The sequence below is a fragment of the uncultured Roseobacter sp. genome, from assembly GCF_947488185.1.
In the GTDB taxonomy this organism is placed as follows: domain Bacteria; phylum Pseudomonadota; class Alphaproteobacteria; order Rhodobacterales; family Rhodobacteraceae; genus Roseobacter.
In genome coordinates this window covers 632,400-647,384 of record NZ_CANKYM010000002.1, presented here as the reverse complement: position 1 = coordinate 647,384, position 14,985 = coordinate 632,400, and the positions used below count along the sequence as shown (strand labels likewise).

At 60.8% G+C, this 14,985-nt stretch carries 15 protein-coding genes; 10 read left to right on the top strand and 5 right to left on the bottom strand.

Annotated features, from left to right (window positions below; translation table 11 throughout):
- Positions 1-83: 83 nt before the first annotated feature.
- The 3 genes from Q1A52_RS09085 to arsJ are packed head-to-tail and all read left to right on the top strand — an operon-like array spanning position 84 to position 3,186.
- Positions 84-920, top strand: a complete 837-nt coding sequence (locus tag Q1A52_RS09085; RefSeq protein WP_300013833.1) for a helix-turn-helix domain-containing protein — start codon at positions 84-86, stop codon at positions 918-920.
- Entirely contained in the window at positions 917-1,915 is a 999-nt protein-coding gene (locus Q1A52_RS09080) for an ArsJ-associated glyceraldehyde-3-phosphate dehydrogenase (RefSeq protein WP_300013830.1), read from the top strand. Before Q1A52_RS09085 ends, Q1A52_RS09080 begins: the two co-directional genes overlap by 4 nt.
- Positions 1,912-3,186 carry an organoarsenical effux MFS transporter ArsJ gene (arsJ, locus tag Q1A52_RS09075; RefSeq protein ID WP_300013827.1) on the top strand — a complete coding sequence of 425 codons (1,275 nt, stop codon included), beginning with the start codon at positions 1,912-1,914 and terminating at the stop codon, positions 3,184-3,186. The genes Q1A52_RS09080 and arsJ overlap by 4 nt, the downstream gene beginning before the upstream one ends.
- Here arsJ and Q1A52_RS09070 read toward each other — a convergent pair.
- Positions 3,183-3,851, bottom strand: a complete 669-nt coding sequence (locus Q1A52_RS09070) for a DNA-3-methyladenine glycosylase I (RefSeq protein WP_300013823.1) — start codon at positions 3,849-3,851, stop codon at positions 3,183-3,185. The genes arsJ and Q1A52_RS09070 overlap by 4 nt on opposite strands.
- A 219-nt stretch (positions 3,852-4,070) precedes the next feature.
- On the opposite strand from Q1A52_RS09070, the gene modA reads away from it, so the two are divergent.
- The 3 genes from modA to modC are packed head-to-tail and all read left to right on the top strand — an operon-like array spanning position 4,071 to position 6,654.
- Positions 4,071-4,838: a molybdate ABC transporter substrate-binding protein gene (gene modA, locus Q1A52_RS09065; RefSeq protein ID WP_300013820.1), complete on the top strand. Its 768-nt coding sequence runs from the start codon at positions 4,071-4,073 to the stop codon at positions 4,836-4,838.
- A complete protein-coding gene (modB, locus tag Q1A52_RS09060; protein WP_300013817.1) occupies positions 4,835-5,530 on the top strand; it encodes a molybdate ABC transporter permease subunit in 696 nt (231 codons plus the stop codon). Before modA ends, modB begins: the two co-directional genes overlap by 4 nt.
- Complete coding sequence (gene modC, locus Q1A52_RS09055; protein ID WP_300013814.1) at positions 5,527-6,654, top strand: molybdenum ABC transporter ATP-binding protein; 1,128 nt, start codon at positions 5,527-5,529, stop codon at positions 6,652-6,654. The genes modB and modC overlap by 4 nt, the downstream gene beginning before the upstream one ends.
- Before the next feature lie 84 nt (positions 6,655-6,738).
- Here modC and rbsK read toward each other — a convergent pair whose 3' ends face one another.
- The 4 genes from rbsK to Q1A52_RS09035 are packed head-to-tail and all read right to left on the bottom strand — an operon-like array spanning position 6,739 to position 9,823.
- Positions 6,739-7,647, bottom strand: coding sequence for a ribokinase (gene rbsK / locus Q1A52_RS09050; RefSeq protein ID WP_300013811.1), 909 nt, complete (start codon positions 7,645-7,647; stop codon positions 6,739-6,741).
- Between the two features lie 3 nt (positions 7,648-7,650).
- Complete coding sequence (locus tag Q1A52_RS09045; protein ID WP_300013808.1) at positions 7,651-8,100, bottom strand: RbsD/FucU domain-containing protein; 450 nt, start codon at positions 8,098-8,100, stop codon at positions 7,651-7,653.
- Between the two features lie 19 nt (positions 8,101-8,119).
- Complete coding sequence (locus Q1A52_RS09040) at positions 8,120-8,770, bottom strand: SGNH/GDSL hydrolase family protein (protein ID WP_300013805.1); 651 nt, start codon at positions 8,768-8,770, stop codon at positions 8,120-8,122.
- A 3-nt stretch (positions 8,771-8,773) separates the two neighbouring features.
- Complete coding sequence (locus Q1A52_RS09035; RefSeq protein WP_300013802.1) at positions 8,774-9,823, bottom strand: ABC transporter ATP-binding protein; 1,050 nt, start codon at positions 9,821-9,823, stop codon at positions 8,774-8,776.
- A 216-nt stretch (positions 9,824-10,039) separates the two neighbouring features.
- Between Q1A52_RS09035 and Q1A52_RS09030 the strand changes: the two genes are divergently transcribed.
- The 4 genes from Q1A52_RS09030 to Q1A52_RS09015 all read left to right on the top strand — a co-directional run bounded on the left by Q1A52_RS09030 (position 10,040) and on the right by Q1A52_RS09015 (position 14,979).
- Positions 10,040-11,698: a substrate-binding domain-containing protein gene (locus Q1A52_RS09030; protein ID WP_300013799.1), complete on the top strand. Its 1,659-nt coding sequence runs from the start codon at positions 10,040-10,042 to the stop codon at positions 11,696-11,698.
- Positions 11,699-12,089: 391 nt separating this feature from the next.
- On the top strand, positions 12,090-12,815 hold the full coding sequence (locus Q1A52_RS09025) for a choice-of-anchor K domain-containing protein (protein ID WP_300013796.1): 726 nt from the start codon (positions 12,090-12,092) through the stop codon (positions 12,813-12,815).
- Positions 12,816-12,964: 149 nt separating this feature from the next.
- A complete protein-coding gene (locus Q1A52_RS09020; RefSeq protein WP_299777423.1) occupies positions 12,965-14,068 on the top strand; it encodes a carbohydrate ABC transporter permease in 1,104 nt (367 codons plus the stop codon).
- Positions 14,065-14,979, top strand: a complete 915-nt coding sequence (locus tag Q1A52_RS09015; protein WP_300013793.1) for a carbohydrate ABC transporter permease — start codon at positions 14,065-14,067, stop codon at positions 14,977-14,979. The genes Q1A52_RS09020 and Q1A52_RS09015 overlap by 4 nt, the downstream gene beginning before the upstream one ends.
- The last annotated feature ends 6 nt before the right edge of the window (positions 14,980-14,985 follow it).

Here is a 14,985-nt window from a genome sequence, read left to right as displayed (position 1 = left end):
CGCGCTCCAAAAGGGGCGCGTTTTTCTTTGACCCCACCGCAGATCAGCCTTGCGCAGATCTATATTTCATATATTCATGAAATATGGAAAAAGACGCGCTTCTCCGCCTAACTACACTCAGCCACCCGCACCGGCTGAGTGTCTTTCGTCTGCTGATGCGGCGTTATCCGGATGAGGTTCCCGCCGGTGAAATTGCCGCGGTCCTGTCGCTCAAACCCTCGACAACCTCCGTCTACCTCGCGGCTCTTACGGATGCGGGCCTGATCCGCCAGCACAGGCAAGGCACCTCGCTGCTGTACCGTGCCGCACCCGGCGCGGCGGGGGAGCTGATCGATTTCCTCTTCATTGACTGCTGCCGGGGCCGACCGGAGTTGTGCCCCCCTCTCGCCAAAGGAGCACCAAAGATGACCGATACCCGCTACAACGTTCTCTTCATCTGCACCGGCAATTCCGCCCGCTCGATCTTTGCCGAAACCATTCTGCGCGATCTGGACGGATCCCGGTTCAACGCCTATTCCGCCGGCACGCTGCCCGCATCCGAGCTGAACCCGCTGGCGGTGGAGATGCTGATCTCCAAAGGGCATGACACATCCGCGTTACGATCCAAGCATACCTCGGAGTTTCAAAGCCCTGAGAGCCCGCGCATGGATTTTGTCTTTACCGTCTGCAATCAGGCCGCCAATGAGGAGTGCCCCTCCTGGGAGGGTCAGCCGATCAGCGGCCATTGGGGCCTGCCCGATCCGGTCAAGGCCAGTGGTAGTCTGGCCGAACGTCGGCTCGCCTTTCAACAGACCTATGGCGCGCTGCGCAACCGGCTGAAGGCCTTTGCCGCGCTGCCCATCAACACGCTCGATGCCATTTCACTGCAAGCCGCCATTGATGATATTGGCGCGGACCACCTGGAAGGAACCCCTGCATGACCACTTACGCCCTCAATGGCCTGGGCCGGATCGGAAAACTGGCACTGCGCCCCCTGCTGGAGCGCGGCGCAAAGATCGCCTGGATCAACGATGCTGTGGGCGATCCGGGAATGCACGCGCATCTGCTGGAGTTCGACACGGTGCACGGGCGCTGGCCTGCGGATTTCGCCGCCGATGAGGATAGTATCACCATTGACGGCACCCGGCTGCCCGTAACCGGCGAAACCGATCTGGCGGCCCTGCCACTGGATGGTGTGGATGTGGTGATCGATTGCACCGGTGCCTTCAAGACCGAAGCCGCCCTTGCGCCCTATTTCGCCGCCGGGGTCAAAAAAGTGGTGGTCTCCGCCCCAGTCAAGGACGGCCCGACCGCCAATATCGTCTACGGCGTCAACAATGACGCCTATGATCCGGCGCAGCATCAAATCGTGACAGCGGCCAGTTGCACGACCAACTGCATCGCGCCCGTGGTCAAGGTGGTGCATGAGAACCTTGGCATCAAACATGGCTCTATCACCACGATCCACGATGTCACCAACACGCAGACCATCGTGGACCGCCCCGCAAAGGATCTGCGCCGCGCGCGCTCCGCGCTGAATTCGCTGATCCCCACCACCACGGGCAGCGCCACGGCGATCACCCTGATCTACCCGGAACTGACGGCCCGCCTGAACGGTCATGCCGTGCGCGTGCCACTGCTGAACGCCTCGCTGACCGACTGTGTCTTTGAGCTGGAGCGCGAGACCACGGTCGAGGAGATCAACGGCCTCTTCGAAGCCGCCTCGAAAGCTGAACTCAAAGGCATTCTGGGCTATGAAACCCGCCCGCTGGTCAGCACGGATTACACGAATGATCCCCGCTCCGGGATCGTGGATGCGCCCTCGACCATGGTGGTGAATGGCACCCAGCTGAAAGTCTATGTCTGGTACGACAACGAATGGGGCTATGCCAACCGGCTGGCGGATGTGGCCTTCATGGTCGGCGCTTCCCTATGAGCGCCCCGCATGCAGGTGCGGCCTATGTGGCAGTGACGGCGGCCTATTGGGCCTTCATGCTGACCGATGGCGCGCTGCGCATGCTGGTGCTGCTGCATTTTCACACGCTGGGGTTTTCGCCTGTGCAACTGGCTTATCTCTTCGTGCTCTACGAGATCGCAGGCGTCGTCACCAACCTCAGCGCGGGCTGGATCGCGGCGCGGTTTGGCCTGACCTCGACACTCTACGCCGGTCTCGCGTTACAAGTCGGTGCGCTGGTGGCCCTGGCCCAGCTTGACCCAAGCTGGACGGTCGCCGCCTCTGTGGTCTTTGTCATGGCCGTGCAGGGCGCATCCGGTGTGGCCAAAGACCTTTCAAAGATGAGCGCGAAATCCGCCGTCAAACTGCTGGCCCCTGCCGAACAGGGGGGCCTCTTTCGCTGGGTGGCGCTGCTGACCGGCTCCAAGAACGCGGTGAAGGGGCTGGGCTTCCTGATCGGCGCGGTGCTGCTGGGGTGGGTCGGGCTCAAAGGCGCGGTGCTGGGCATGGCGGCGGTGCTGGCGTTGATCCTGTTTGTGATCGTCCTGAAAATGCCCGCCGGGCTACCCACGGGCCGCAAGGACGCGAAATTCCGCGAGGTTTTCTCCAAGAACGCCAATGTCAACTGGCTGAGCTTTGCGCGCGTCTTCCTCTTTGCTGCCCGCGATGTCTGGTTCGTGGTCGGCATCCCGATCTATTTCTACGCGGTGCTCTCCGATGGCACGGAGGCGGGCAACCGCGCCGCCTTCTTCACCATCGGCAGTTTCATGGCCCTCTGGATCATCCTCTACGGGGCGGTTCAGGCCGCAGCCCCGAAACTGCTGAAAGCCAAATCACGACCCGAAGCCGACATCATCCGCGACGCCCGTGCCTGGGTTGCGGCCCTTGTCATCCTTCCGGCAGGTCTGGCGCTGCTCACCTATGTCACGCCGGAACCCACCGGCTGGCTGACGGCCACGCTGATCGGCGGGCTTTTGCTTTTCGGTGCGCTCTTTGCGGTCAATTCAGCGCTGCATTCCTATCTCATCCTCGCCTTCAGCTCGGGCGAACGGGTCACGATGGATGTGGGGTTCTACTATATGGCCAATGCCGCCGGGCGCCTGCTGGGCACGGTGCTGTCGGGGGCCAGCTATCAGATCGGCGGCCTGCCCCTGTGTCTTGGGACCGCCGCCGCCCTGCTTGCGCTCAGCACCTTTGGCGCAGGCCGTCTAAGGACCTCCGATGCCAGTCAAAGCGCCACAGGCAACGCCTAGCCCGTGCTGGTGGCCAGTATCCGGCTGATTTCCTTCAGCGACCGTCCGGAGGCATGGTGCCACGTCGAAAATGCCTCCTGCACTGCGGTCATGGCCCCTTTGGACGTTGGCGGTTTGTCGATCACCCCTTCGGCAATCAACCGGGTGACCACGTCCTGGGACAGGATGTAGCCTTCCACGCCCATGAACCGCAGGAAGTACTGCCCCGACGTCCCACCGAGCCGTGTCCCTTCGGACTTGAGATGTGCCAGCAGCCCCGAAAAATCATCCACGCCCCAGCTTGCGACAAAAGCCCCAAAGCTGCCATGGGCCTCGGATTGCGCCCGCACATAGACCGCGTTTTCCTGCACGGCGCGGATTTTTGGCCCGTGACGCACGATCGAGGTATCGGTGATCAGCGCGTCGAACCAATCGTCATCCATCATGGAACACACACCCGGATCGAACCCCTTGAATGCGGTTTCAAACCCCGGCCACATTGCCTCCACGACCTTCCAGTTGAAACCGGCATTGAAGATCGCGCGCGACATGGCGGCCAGCCAGCGGTCATCCGAGGTCGCTGCCAACTGGTCCGCCGTCTTGGCAGGCTCAAAGCCTTCGAAGATCGCCGCTTCGGACCCTTTTCGTTCAACGCTGATCGCCAATATCTCTTCCAGGGTGCGCATGTGATCCTCCTCCTCGCTGGCGCATCAGTCTAGCCCCGCCGATGCACCCGCGAAATGCCCATTGTGGCACAGGCGCCTGTGCAAAAATCACGCCCCCGGCAGCATGCCTCGGTCGCGGCCCCTTGCAACCCCCCTGCCTGTGCAAGAATGTAGCCCCATGATCCGAAGGTTCACGAATAAGATTGCGTACGCGGCTCGCCCGACGTGGCGAGAGGCCGAATGATGCGGTTCTTGCTGATCTGCGCGCTCTGTCTCCTCGCTTTCCGTCTTGCACCTGCGCGCGCGGAACAAATCACGGTTTTCGCCGCTGCCAGCCTGAAAACGGCGTTGGACGAGATCACAGCGGGTTTCATCCAAGAGACGGACTATAGCGTATCGCTGTCCTATGCGGGCAGCTCCCTTCTTGCACGGCAGATTTCACAGGGCGCGCCTGCGAATGTCTTCATCTCCGCAAACCGCGCGTGGATGGATTGGCTGGAGGCACAACAGGCCCTGGCCCCGGAGACCCGCGGGGAGTTCATCGGCAACCGGCTTGTGTTGATCGCCCATGGCGCGGAGGCGGCCCCGCTGACGTTGACCCGAGAAACCCTTGCCGATCGTCTGGGTGCCGCACGTATCGCAACGGCGCTGGTCGAGGCGGTGCCCGCCGGCATCTACGCCAAGGCCGCCTTGTCGCATTTTGAGCTGTGGGACGCACTGTCCCCTCAGATCGTACAAACCGACAATGCGCGCACAGCACTGGCGCTGGTCGCTGTTGGTGAAGCGCCGTTTGGGATCGTCTATGCCACCGATGCGCAGGCCGAGCCACGGGTGAGCGTCCTTGCGCTCTTCCCGCTCGAAAGCCATCCGGTGATACGTTATCCGGCGGCCCTTCTTGAGGGGCGCGCATCACCGGCAGCGCAGGCTTTCCTCAATCATCTGACCACAGCCCCTGCGCGTCGGGTTTTTGAAAATCAGGGCTTCACCCTGCCGAGGGCCGCCCCGTGACAGAGTGGCTCGGCCCCGACGAATGGCGCGCCGTTGCGCTTTCCCTGAAGGTGTCCTTCTGGGCAACGCTCCTGAGCCTGCCCGTTGGCCTGTGGGTCGCCTATGTCCTGGCGCGCTATGAGTTCCGAGGCAAACAGCTGCTGAACGGGCTGGTGCATTTACCGTTGATCCTGCCGCCGGTAGTCACCGGTTACCTGCTACTGGCCACCTTCGGCACGCAAGGGCCCGTCGGGCGCCTTCTGGAGCCTTTCGGCATTGTCTTTGCCTTCCGCTGGACCGGCGCAGCCCTTGCGGCAGCCGTCATGGCCTTTCCACTGATGGTGCGGGCCATTCGCCTGTCGATCGAGGCGGTGGACCCAAAGCTGGAAGAAGCCGCCGCCACCCTTGGTGCGTCGCGGTTCTGGGTGTTTCTGACCATCACCCTGCCCCTGATCCTGCCGGGCGTGATCGCAGGCGCGGTGCTTGCCTTTGCCAAGGCCATGGGAGAGTTCGGCGCCACCATCACCTTTGTCTCCAACATCCCCGGCCAGACGCAAACAGTGCCCACGGCCATCTATGCCTTCCTACAGGTGCCGGGCGGTGAAACCTCGGCGTGGCGGCTGGTGATCATCTCGATCATCGTGGCGATGAGCGCGCTGCTGCTTTCAGAAGCACTCGCGCGCCGGGCCGCCAGAAAGGTGCAGGGCACATGACGCTTTCCGTTTCGCTGCAGCACCGCCTTGGCGATTTTGATCTGGACGTCGCGTTCGAGGCGCCACCCGGCATTACCGTGCTCTTTGGCCGGTCCGGTGCGGGCAAGACCACCATCATCAATGCCGTGGCAGGCCTGCTGACCCCACAAGCAGGGCGTATTGCCAGCAATGGTACCGTGTTGCTCGATAGCGCATCCAGGCAGATCGTACCGCCGCACAAGCGCAGGATTGGCTACGTCTTTCAGGACGCGCGACTTTTCCCGCATCTGAACGTCCGTCAGAATCTGGCCTATGGGCGCTGGTTTGCCCCCAAATCCGCCCCCCGCGAGGACAAGGCGCGCATTGTCGATCTGCTGGGCATCGGGCATCTGCTGGACCGCAGACCAACGGGGCTGTCGGGCGGTGAAAAGCAACGGGTTGCCATTGGCCGGGCACTGCTGGCCAGCCCACAAATCCTGCTCGCCGACGAGCCGCTGGCCGCATTGGACGAACAACGCAAAGCAGAGATCCTGCCCTACTTCGAAAGGCTGCGGGATGAGGTGACTGTGCCCATCCTCTACGTAAGCCACGCGGCAACGGAAGTGGCGCGGATTGCAACCACGGTCGTAGCACTGGACGGGGGCCGCGTGGCGCGTCAGGGTCCGGCGGCGGAGGTCATGAGCGATCCGGCGATCACGCCCCTCGGGGTGCGGTCCGCCGGTGCCATGCTCGACGCGCGGGTACAGGCGCATCACGCCGACGGCCTCTGCACGCTGGAAGCCGAAGGCGTGCCCCTGCTGCTGCCACGTATCGACAAGCCTGTAGGCGCCGCGGTGCGGGTCTGGATCGAAGCGCAGGACGTCATGTTGGCGACGGAAGAACCACGCGGCATTTCCGCCCTCAATGTGCTTGAGACAACGGTCACGGAACTGCGCTTGGGCGCGGGTCCAGGCGTGATCGTGCAGCTGTCTTTTGGCAGGGCGTTCCTTTTGGCAAGGATCACACGGCGTTCTGCCGAAGCGCTTGCATTGGAACCCGGCGCGCCTGTCTTTGCGGTCCTCAAGGCGGTTTCCGTGGCACGTGATGCGATCAGCGACGCCCCACGCCCTCAGGCCGAAACACCTAAAGGCGCGCAGGGCAGCTAAGACCATTTTCCAAAGAGCCGTGATGTAGTAGCGCCGAGATGGCGTGCCCGCGACGGATGACGCGCGCCATGCACTGAATCGCGTTTAAGCGCGCAGGAGCGCCTCTACCTCGCTGCGATCTGGCATCGACGGGGCGGTGCCGGGTCGGGTCACGGAAATCCCGGCGGTCGCACAGCCGATCTTGACCGCCTGAAGGGGCGACTGGCCTTCTGCGAGCGCCGCAGCAAACCCACCGTTGAAGGCATCCCCGGCCCCGGTTGTCTCAACCACCGGACCTGCCTTGATTGCCGGCACCAGCCCGTGACCGTCCAGATACGCCCCACGCTCTCCCATCGTGATGATGGGTGTGCCAACGCCAAGCGCCCGAAGAGCCGCCGCCGCGCGCTTTGCATCCGCCTCCGTCTCGACCGTGATCCCGGTCAGCGCTTCGCATTCGGTTTCATTCGGCGTCACGTAGTCACACAGCGCCAGCATCCCTTCCGGCAGATCCGCCGCAGGTGCCGGGTTGAGGATCGTCGTCACCCCAGCAGCGCGCGCAATACCCAACGCATGCAGAGCCGCTGGCATCGGTTGTTCCAACTGCGTAATGAACACATCTGCGCTTTTGATCAGGTCGGCGCGCGCATCAATATCCGCCGCGTCAATCAAGGCCGCCGCCCCCGGTGCCACGATGATGGCGTTGTCGCCGGAGCTTTCCTCGACAAAGATATAGGCCGCCCCGGTATAGCTCTCGCTGATCTGATCCGCATGAGGCGTCACCCCGGCACCCGCCCAGGTGTCGAGCGCGAGCTTGGCAAAATCATCCTGTCCAAGCTTGGAGATCATATGTGTCTCGGCACCAATGCGCGCGCAGGCCACCGCCTGGTTGGAGCCCTTACCCCCCGGCCCCAGCGCAAAACTGTTGCCCATAACGGTTTCGCCCATGCGCGGCATCCGATCCGCGCGATAGGAGGTATCCGCAACGAACACCCCAAGGATGACAACCTTCCCCATGTCTCAGCCCTCTGCCTCCGGCGGCACCACGCCCTTGCGCAGGGCAAAGCAGCCGTAAAACCGCCGCTCGCCGGTCTGGATCACCGCGTAGGCTTGTTTGGCCCGGTCATAAAAGGCAAACCGCTCGATCCCCAGCATCGTGGGCCCCTCTACGGCATCCACTTCGGCCTGCACCTCCTGCATCACCGGCAGGATCGTGTCGGGCTCTCCCACCACTTCCATACGTGCGGCGGCATCTTCGACGAAGGTATCTATCGGATAGACCGACAGAACCGCGCGCACCACATCCGCCGCCGGGCGGTCGATGCGCAACACCTCGCCCAGCACGGTTTCCCGCGCCACGCTGTCGGACGGGAAATTGGTATCGGCAATGATCAGATCGTCGCCATGTCCCATCGCGCGCAATGCATAGAGCACATCCGCGTTCAGGATCGGATCCAGTCCTTTGAGCATGTCTTGCGTCCTTCCTTTGTCAGTCCTTGAAAATGCGTAGCACAGCTTGCGCCATCGCGGCACCAATTGCAGCATGCGCCTCTGCCGTCAGATGGATACCATCAATCGGGTCCACCCGAGCAACGACGTTCACGTCAGTGAAATGCACGCCTTGCCGCTCCGCCACCGTCGCCAGCAGGTTAGGAACCAGAGCAGACTTCGCCTCCGCACCGGCAAAAGTCTCTGCCAGCGCCCCGGTTTCCCGGACCACCGCCGGCGCTGCCACCAGAACCTGCGGGGCGCTGCCGTCCGGTCCGCTATCACATGCCATGATGTCGCGCACCAGTCGCTGCACCCCCAGCGTGATATCATGCGCCGACTGGTTGAACCGGGCCTTAAGGTCATTGGTCCCCAGCATTACGATCACCAGATCGATGGGGCGATGCGTCTCCAGGAGCACCGGCAGCGCAGTCTGCCCGTTTTTGTGCGACCCCTCGATGGGGTCGTCAAAAACTGCTGTGCGGCCAGGGTGACCTTCCGCGACAACATCCCAGTCCGGGCCAAGACCCTCAGCCATGCGGCTGGGCCAGCGCATCTCCTTGGGCAGCCGCCGCCGATCCTCGGCGAAGCGCATCGCACAGGTCCCATGGGTATTGCTGTCCCCAAAACAAAGAACAGTGCGCGGCGACATCGGTTATCCGATCCGCTGACCGGTCGCGGCGTCAAAGCAATGCAGGTGATGCGGATCAGGCGTCAGATGAATGATGTCTCCCGGCGCGAAGGCGTGACGTTCACGAAACACCGCCGTCACATCGCGTCCGTCGAAGGTCAGGAACACCATGGTTTCCGACCCGGTCGGCTCCACCACCTTGACCTGCATCGGCAGCCCCTTGCCTTCGCTGGACAGCGCCAGATGTTCCGGTCTCACGCCCAAGCGCACCTGCCCTGCGCCCTCGACACCCGGCAGCGCAACAGAATGCCCGGCCAGATTGACAACCCCATTTGTCAGCGTGCCATACATCAGGTTCATCGACGGCGCGCCAATGAACGTCGCAACAAACTCGTTGGCCGGATTGTCGTAAAGCTCCAGCGGTGTGCCGATCTGCTCGATCCGGCCCGCCTGCATCACCACGATCCGGTCCGCCAGCGTCATTGCCTCGATCTGATCATGGGTCACAAAGACGGTTGTTGTCTTCAGTCGCTGGTGCAGTTCCTTGATTTCCGTACGCATCTGTATGCGCAGCTTGGCGTCCAGATTGGACAGTGGCTCGTCGAACAGAAACACCTGCGGGTCGCGCACGATTGCCCGGCCCATCGCCACCCGCTGGCGTTGCCCGCCCGACAGATGCCGTGGTTTGCGGTCGAGATATTCGGTGAGGCTCAGGATTTCGGCAGCCTCTCTCACCCGGCGGTCGATCTCGGCCTTGTCCGCACGCGCGACCTTGAGCGCAAAGCCCATATTGGCGGCAACCGACTTGTGCGGGTAAAGCGCGTAGGTCTGGAACACCATCGCGATGTCCCGCTGCGCCGGGGGGAGATTGTTCACGACCCGGTCCCCGATGGCGATGGTCCCGCCGTTGATTGGCTCCAGCCCCGCGATCATGCGCAGCAGCGTCGATTTTCCGCAGCCCGACGGGCCCACGAGGGCCACGAATTCACCGTCGGCGATATCGACATTCACCCCGTGAATAACCTCGACAGCGCCATAGGATTTCTTGATGTCCTGAATTGTGACGCCTGCCATGCGATGTCCCCCCGCCCTCGAATTTTGATGCTAGAGAAAGGAATTTGCCTTGTCCACGCCCGGTTTACAGCTTTTGTTGACTTAAGGTTAATCTCGCCCATAGTGAAATCCCGTGGGGGGATCACCTGGCGCTGCTGATCAAAAACGCAAAAAAAACGCGCGTCCAAACGTCTGCCCATGGACAAGAGAATATCACCAGGTCCCGGGAGGATGGATATGAAAGTTGACCTTTATAACTACATCAAAGCGGCGCAGAAGATGAACCGCAGGCAGGTGCTCAAAGGCACCGCCGCAGTGGGTGCTGTTGCCATGATGCCCAAGGCTGCAGCCTACGCCGACGGGCATGGGAATGTCCGGGCAGAAATCCTGAAAATCCCCGGTGTCGGCGCCGGTTCTCCCACCGACAGCGACTGGCAGAAAGTGGGCGAGATGTGCCTTGGGGCCACCAAGGAAAACGTTGCCGAAGGCGAATTGGCGGGGGTTGAACTGACCTTCATGGGGCTGAACAACCAAAACCTGCACAACTTCCTGTTCCGCGGTTTTCTGAAACCTTGGGAGGCCTACACTGGCGCCAAGATCAACTGGATCGACCTCGCACAGGCCGACTATAACGCGCGACTTCAGCAGTCGATTGCGACCGGCACCGTAGATTTCGACATCATCGAGATGGGCGCACCCTTTGAGGGTGACGTGCTGGGTCGCGGCATGGCCTCGGAGATGCCCGATTGGGTCCGGGACCAGATCGACATGGACGACTATGTGGATTACCTCAAGGCGCCCGTGGGCACCTGGGACGGCAAGACCTACCGCGTCTCCATCGATGGCGACACCCATACGTTTGCGTATCGTAAGGATTACTACGAAAGCGAAGAACTGGCACAGGCCTGGGCCGATGCGGGCAACACCACGCCCTGGGCACAGCCAACCACCTGGGAGGAAGTCAACGCGCAGTCGAAATTCCTCGTTGGCAAGACCGATCCGCTGACGGGCCTTGATGCGCATGGCTATCTTGATCCGCTGAAGGGGTGGGGCGGTTTTGGCTTCTACTTCCTGGAAAACCGTGCGGCACCCTACGCCAAGCACCCGGATGATCCCGCCTGGCTGTTCGACCCCGACACGATGAAACCGCGCGTCAACAACCCTGCCTTTGTTCAGGCGATCCAGGATGTGATGGACCTGATCGCAGCGGATGCCTATCCCGCCGACCAGATCAACGCAGACCCCGGCACAACCGCCTTCCAGCAGTTCCTGGCAGGCACGGGCGGCATGCTGAACTGGTGGGGCGACGTGGGTTCTTCGGCACGCACCTCGGATACCTCGGTTGTGGGCGACGTCGTCGGTTTCGACATCAACCCCGGCTCGGCAAGAGTCTGGAATTCGGCAAGCGGCGCGTGGGACGATACGCCCAATGTCTCGCCGAACAACGCCTACATCGGGTGGGGCATCTACGTCATGGCCACGGTCGACGGGGACGCCAAGAAGAAGAAAGCGGCATGGTCGGCAGCAGCCCACCTGGGCGGCAAGGATCTGTCGCTCTGGGCCTCCGCCTACCCGTCCGGCTTCCAACCTTACCGCCAGTCTCACTTCAACTACGATGAGTGGGAAGAGGCAGGCTATGACCGCGCCTTTGTTGAGGATTACCTCAGCTCGAACGCCGACAGCTACAACCACCCCAATGCCGCGATCGAGCCGCGTATTCCCGGCATCTTCCAATACTACTCCGTGGCGGAAGATGAGCTGGCCAAGGGCTATGCGGGTCAGTATGGATCGGCACAGGAAACGGCGGATGCCATTGCGGCAGCCTGGGAGAAAATCACCGATCAGATCGGACGCGAGAGCCAGATTGCCCTCTACAAGGCCTCTCTGGGCCTTTAGCCTGATATTGACAAGAATCACGAGGGCGCTGAGGTTTCAGCGCCCTTTTTTTGTTGACCCGCGTAAAGAACGCGCGCCAGCGTGAAATCCGAATCCGGCTGATTTCCGCTCAAACCTCTATAATTGTTCACAAATACCGCACTGATCTATTGACGGCAAAAGCCCGCCAAAAATCATTGTTCCCTATATCCGGATAATCCACCAAGTTTTTGGTGATTTTGGCATACACGTCGGATTCAACCTTAAGTTGGCAACTTACTCATTCTAAACGTGTTTTTTCCTCTAAACAGGGTGATATCAGCGTCTCAACGTTGACTCAAATCGGAACGAATCGTATTTTTGCCGAGCAACAGGAATTTGTTCCCGTGCATTGTAAAAGGGGTAAATTGAAGTGAAAAAGACTTTAGCAATATCATGTGTCATTGCGGGGCTTGCCACCGGCGGCAGCGCGGCGACACTTTTCTCCGGTTCCACATCCGGAACATTCAATGATCCAGGTGTGAGTTACAGCTGTACCTACAGCACCGCAGGCGGCAATGGCGTCGCTTGGGGCGAAAGTGGCAGCTGCCCGGACTATGGCGGCTCCGACGAGCATAGCCGTCTCTTCGTGCAGAACTATGAGTTCAGCGAACAGATCACCGGTCATGAGAAAGTTCAGATCGGCCAGATCAAGTGGAAGAACGAACCCAACCCATCGAGCAAAACCACCGATTTCTACGCCGGTCTCAATTTGGCGTTGAACATCGACAGCCCGACGGTCGCGAGTTTCAATGAATTCCTCTGGAATTTCATTGACAACACACCGAACCCGACAGGCGACCGTATTCTGACCTACCGCTGGGATGACTATGGTTTGGACATTCCGTATCTGCTGTCAGGCAGCCTGCGGATCGACGGGTTCTCCTTTGCTCTCGTTGGCAACACCAGTGGCGAAACGTGGTCGGAATCTGAATACGGCAGCGGGTTGAAGTTCAACTGGACCAACAAAGAAAACAACTGGTCCAAGCTGGCTATTTATGCCGAAGTTTCCCAGGTTCCGCTGCCAGCAGCGGGCTGGATGCTGATCGCTGCAGTTGGCGGTTTGGGTGCCATGCGCCGCAAGCGCAAAGCTTCCTGAACACTGCAAAAGACAAACAGATTGACAAAGGCGGCCTTCGGGTCGCCTTTTCTTTTGGCCTCGCGAATGTCTAAATGCGCGCTCAAAAATCTTTCTTCTCAAAGTCTTTGGTGCTTAACACGCTGGGCGGACGCCGCTAGTCTCCCGACATGAACACCGAAGGCGACCTGCTCCACACCGTCACGGCAGATGACATTCCCGAAAGCCGCAAGTTGACTGGCCGTGCCATGGTTTGGGTCACGGCATCGTTTTTTCTGGGGCTGGTTTCCATCCAGTTTGCACATGAATCCGGTTGGACGGAGGCCGGCTTTGAAAACTGGCGCCCTGTTCTTCTTGCCTATCTGCTGTGGGCTACGGCCCTCTGTGCCGCGCAGGTGATCGTGAACGGGGAAAAAGGCAAGCGGACACTTTTCGTCCTGCCCGCAGCCCTTTTCGTGATCAGTCTTGTGGTCTTCCCGCTGCTCTTTGCGCTCTACATTTCGTTTACCGACTGGAACCTCGCCTCGCTTGATGGCGCGCAGCCCAACGGTTGGGACAATATGCGCCAGATGTGGAGGGACGCGTTCTACTGGAACGCGCTGAAGAATATGGCGTATTACGTGGCTGCGGTCAGCGTGGAATACGTGATCGCCTTTGGCCTTGCGCTGCTGCTGAACGCACAGATCCGGGCGCGCAAGTTCTTTCGCGTTGTTTTCCTGCTGCCGCTGATGCTGAGCCCGGTGGCCGTCAGCTGGATGGTCGGCAAGTCGATGCTGGAAGTGCGCTTTGGTCCGGTGTCGCGCCTCGTGCGGGAAATGGGGTTCGAGCCCAGCTTCTTTGGAACCCCGGAGATGGCGCGCTTCATGATCATGGCGATGGACGCCTGGACCTTTATCCCCTTCATGATGATCATGTTGCTGGCGGGCCTGCAGGCCCTGCCCCGCGAGGTGATCGAAGCCAGCAAGGTCGATGGCGCCAGCGGCTGGCAAAGCTTCAAGGAGGTGATCTTCCCGCTGATGCTGCCCGTATCGGTAACCGCCATCGTTATCCGCATCATCTTTAAACTGAAGCTCGCAGACATCATCATCAACGTGACCTCCGGCGGACCGGGAGGGGCCACCGATAGCGTGACCAGTTTCATCTTCCGCGAATACCGGGACCGGTCGAACGTGGGCTATGGCACGCTGCTGGCCATGGTCTATCTGGTGCTGATTATCATTTTCATCACCGCCCTGCTCAAACTGGTGAGCCGCTGGATGGAGCGCCCGGCATGAACGCGATTTTCAAAGACGACGCGGTGGGGCGCAAGATACAAGTCAAGTGGTGGTCGAGCCGCGTGGCAATCTACGGCGCGCTGATCCTCTGGGCTTTGATCTGCCTCTTTCCGATCTATTGGACGCTGACTACCTCGTTCAAACTGGCTCCGGACGTGATGCGCGGGAACATGATTCCCTTCGTCGATTACACCCCGAAATGGAAGGGCTGGGAGAGCCTGGGCCTGTCGCCCCGCCTCATCGGCGAGGTCTCGACCGTGCGCGAGGAGTTCCTGAAACGCTTCTGGAACTCCACCGTGGTTGCCATCTCCGCCTCGACGCTGGCGGTCATGCTGGGATCGCTCGCCGCCTATGGCCTGTCGCGCTTCAACTACCGTTTTGGGTTCATGAGGAACTCCGACATCTCGTTTTTCTTTCTCAGCCAGATGATCCTGCCTCCTGTCGTGTTGGCGCTGCCTTTCCTCGTGCTCTATAAGTCACTCGATCTGCTCGACAGTCGGATCGGGCTCATCCTGCTCTACACGCTGATGGTGCTGCCCATCGTCATCTGGATCATGCGGGATCAGTTCCAGGGTATACCGGTGGAGTTGGAAGAGGCTGCCCTTGTGGACGGTCTCGGCATCTGGGGCGCATTCCTTCAGATTGTACTACCCATCGCCCTGCCAGGCATGGTGGCGGCCTTCATTCTCAGCCTCGTTCTCTGCTGGAACGAATACTTCTTCGCAGCCCTCTTGACCTCTACAGACGCCAAAACGCTGCCGGTGATGGTCGCAAGCCAGACCGGATCGCAGGGCATCAACTGGTGGTCCATGGCAGCCCTGTCGTCTGCTGCGATCCTGCCGCTGGTGATTGTTGCGATCTTTCTTGAGAAGTACATCATCAAAGGCATGGCAGCGGGTGCCGTCAAATAGAGGTGC

What these genes read in the sequence shown, in the direction of transcription:
- Q1A52_RS09035 (WP_300013802.1), bottom strand. Translation starts at nt 9,823, where the DNA reads ATGGCAGGCGTCACAATTCAGGACATCAAGAAATCCTATGGCGCTGTC.
- Q1A52_RS09080 (WP_300013830.1), top strand. Translation starts at nt 917, where the DNA reads ATGACCACTTACGCCCTCAATGGCCTGGGCCGGATCGGAAAACTGGCA.
- Q1A52_RS09070 (WP_300013823.1), bottom strand. Translation starts at nt 3,851, where the DNA reads ATGCGCACCCTGGAAGAGATATTGGCGATCAGCGTTGAACGAAAAGGG.
- Q1A52_RS09020 (WP_299777423.1), top strand. Translation starts at nt 12,965, where the DNA reads ATGAACACCGAAGGCGACCTGCTCCACACCGTCACGGCAGATGACATT.
- Q1A52_RS09030 (WP_300013799.1), top strand. Translation starts at nt 10,040, where the DNA reads ATGAAAGTTGACCTTTATAACTACATCAAAGCGGCGCAGAAGATGAAC.
- rbsK (WP_300013811.1), bottom strand. Translation starts at nt 7,647, where the DNA reads ATGGGGAAGGTTGTCATCCTTGGGGTGTTCGTTGCGGATACCTCCTAT.
- arsJ (WP_300013827.1), top strand. Translation starts at nt 1,912, where the DNA reads ATGAGCGCCCCGCATGCAGGTGCGGCCTATGTGGCAGTGACGGCGGCC.
- Q1A52_RS09015 (WP_300013793.1), top strand. Translation starts at nt 14,065, where the DNA reads ATGAACGCGATTTTCAAAGACGACGCGGTGGGGCGCAAGATACAAGTC.
- Q1A52_RS09040 (WP_300013805.1), bottom strand. Translation starts at nt 8,770, where the DNA reads ATGTCGCCGCGCACTGTTCTTTGTTTTGGGGACAGCAATACCCATGGG.
- modC (WP_300013814.1), top strand. Translation starts at nt 5,527, where the DNA reads ATGACGCTTTCCGTTTCGCTGCAGCACCGCCTTGGCGATTTTGATCTG.
- Q1A52_RS09085 (WP_300013833.1), top strand. Translation starts at nt 84, where the DNA reads ATGGAAAAAGACGCGCTTCTCCGCCTAACTACACTCAGCCACCCGCAC.
- modA (WP_300013820.1), top strand. Translation starts at nt 4,071, where the DNA reads ATGATGCGGTTCTTGCTGATCTGCGCGCTCTGTCTCCTCGCTTTCCGT.
- Q1A52_RS09045 (WP_300013808.1), bottom strand. Translation starts at nt 8,100, where the DNA reads ATGCTCAAAGGACTGGATCCGATCCTGAACGCGGATGTGCTCTATGCA.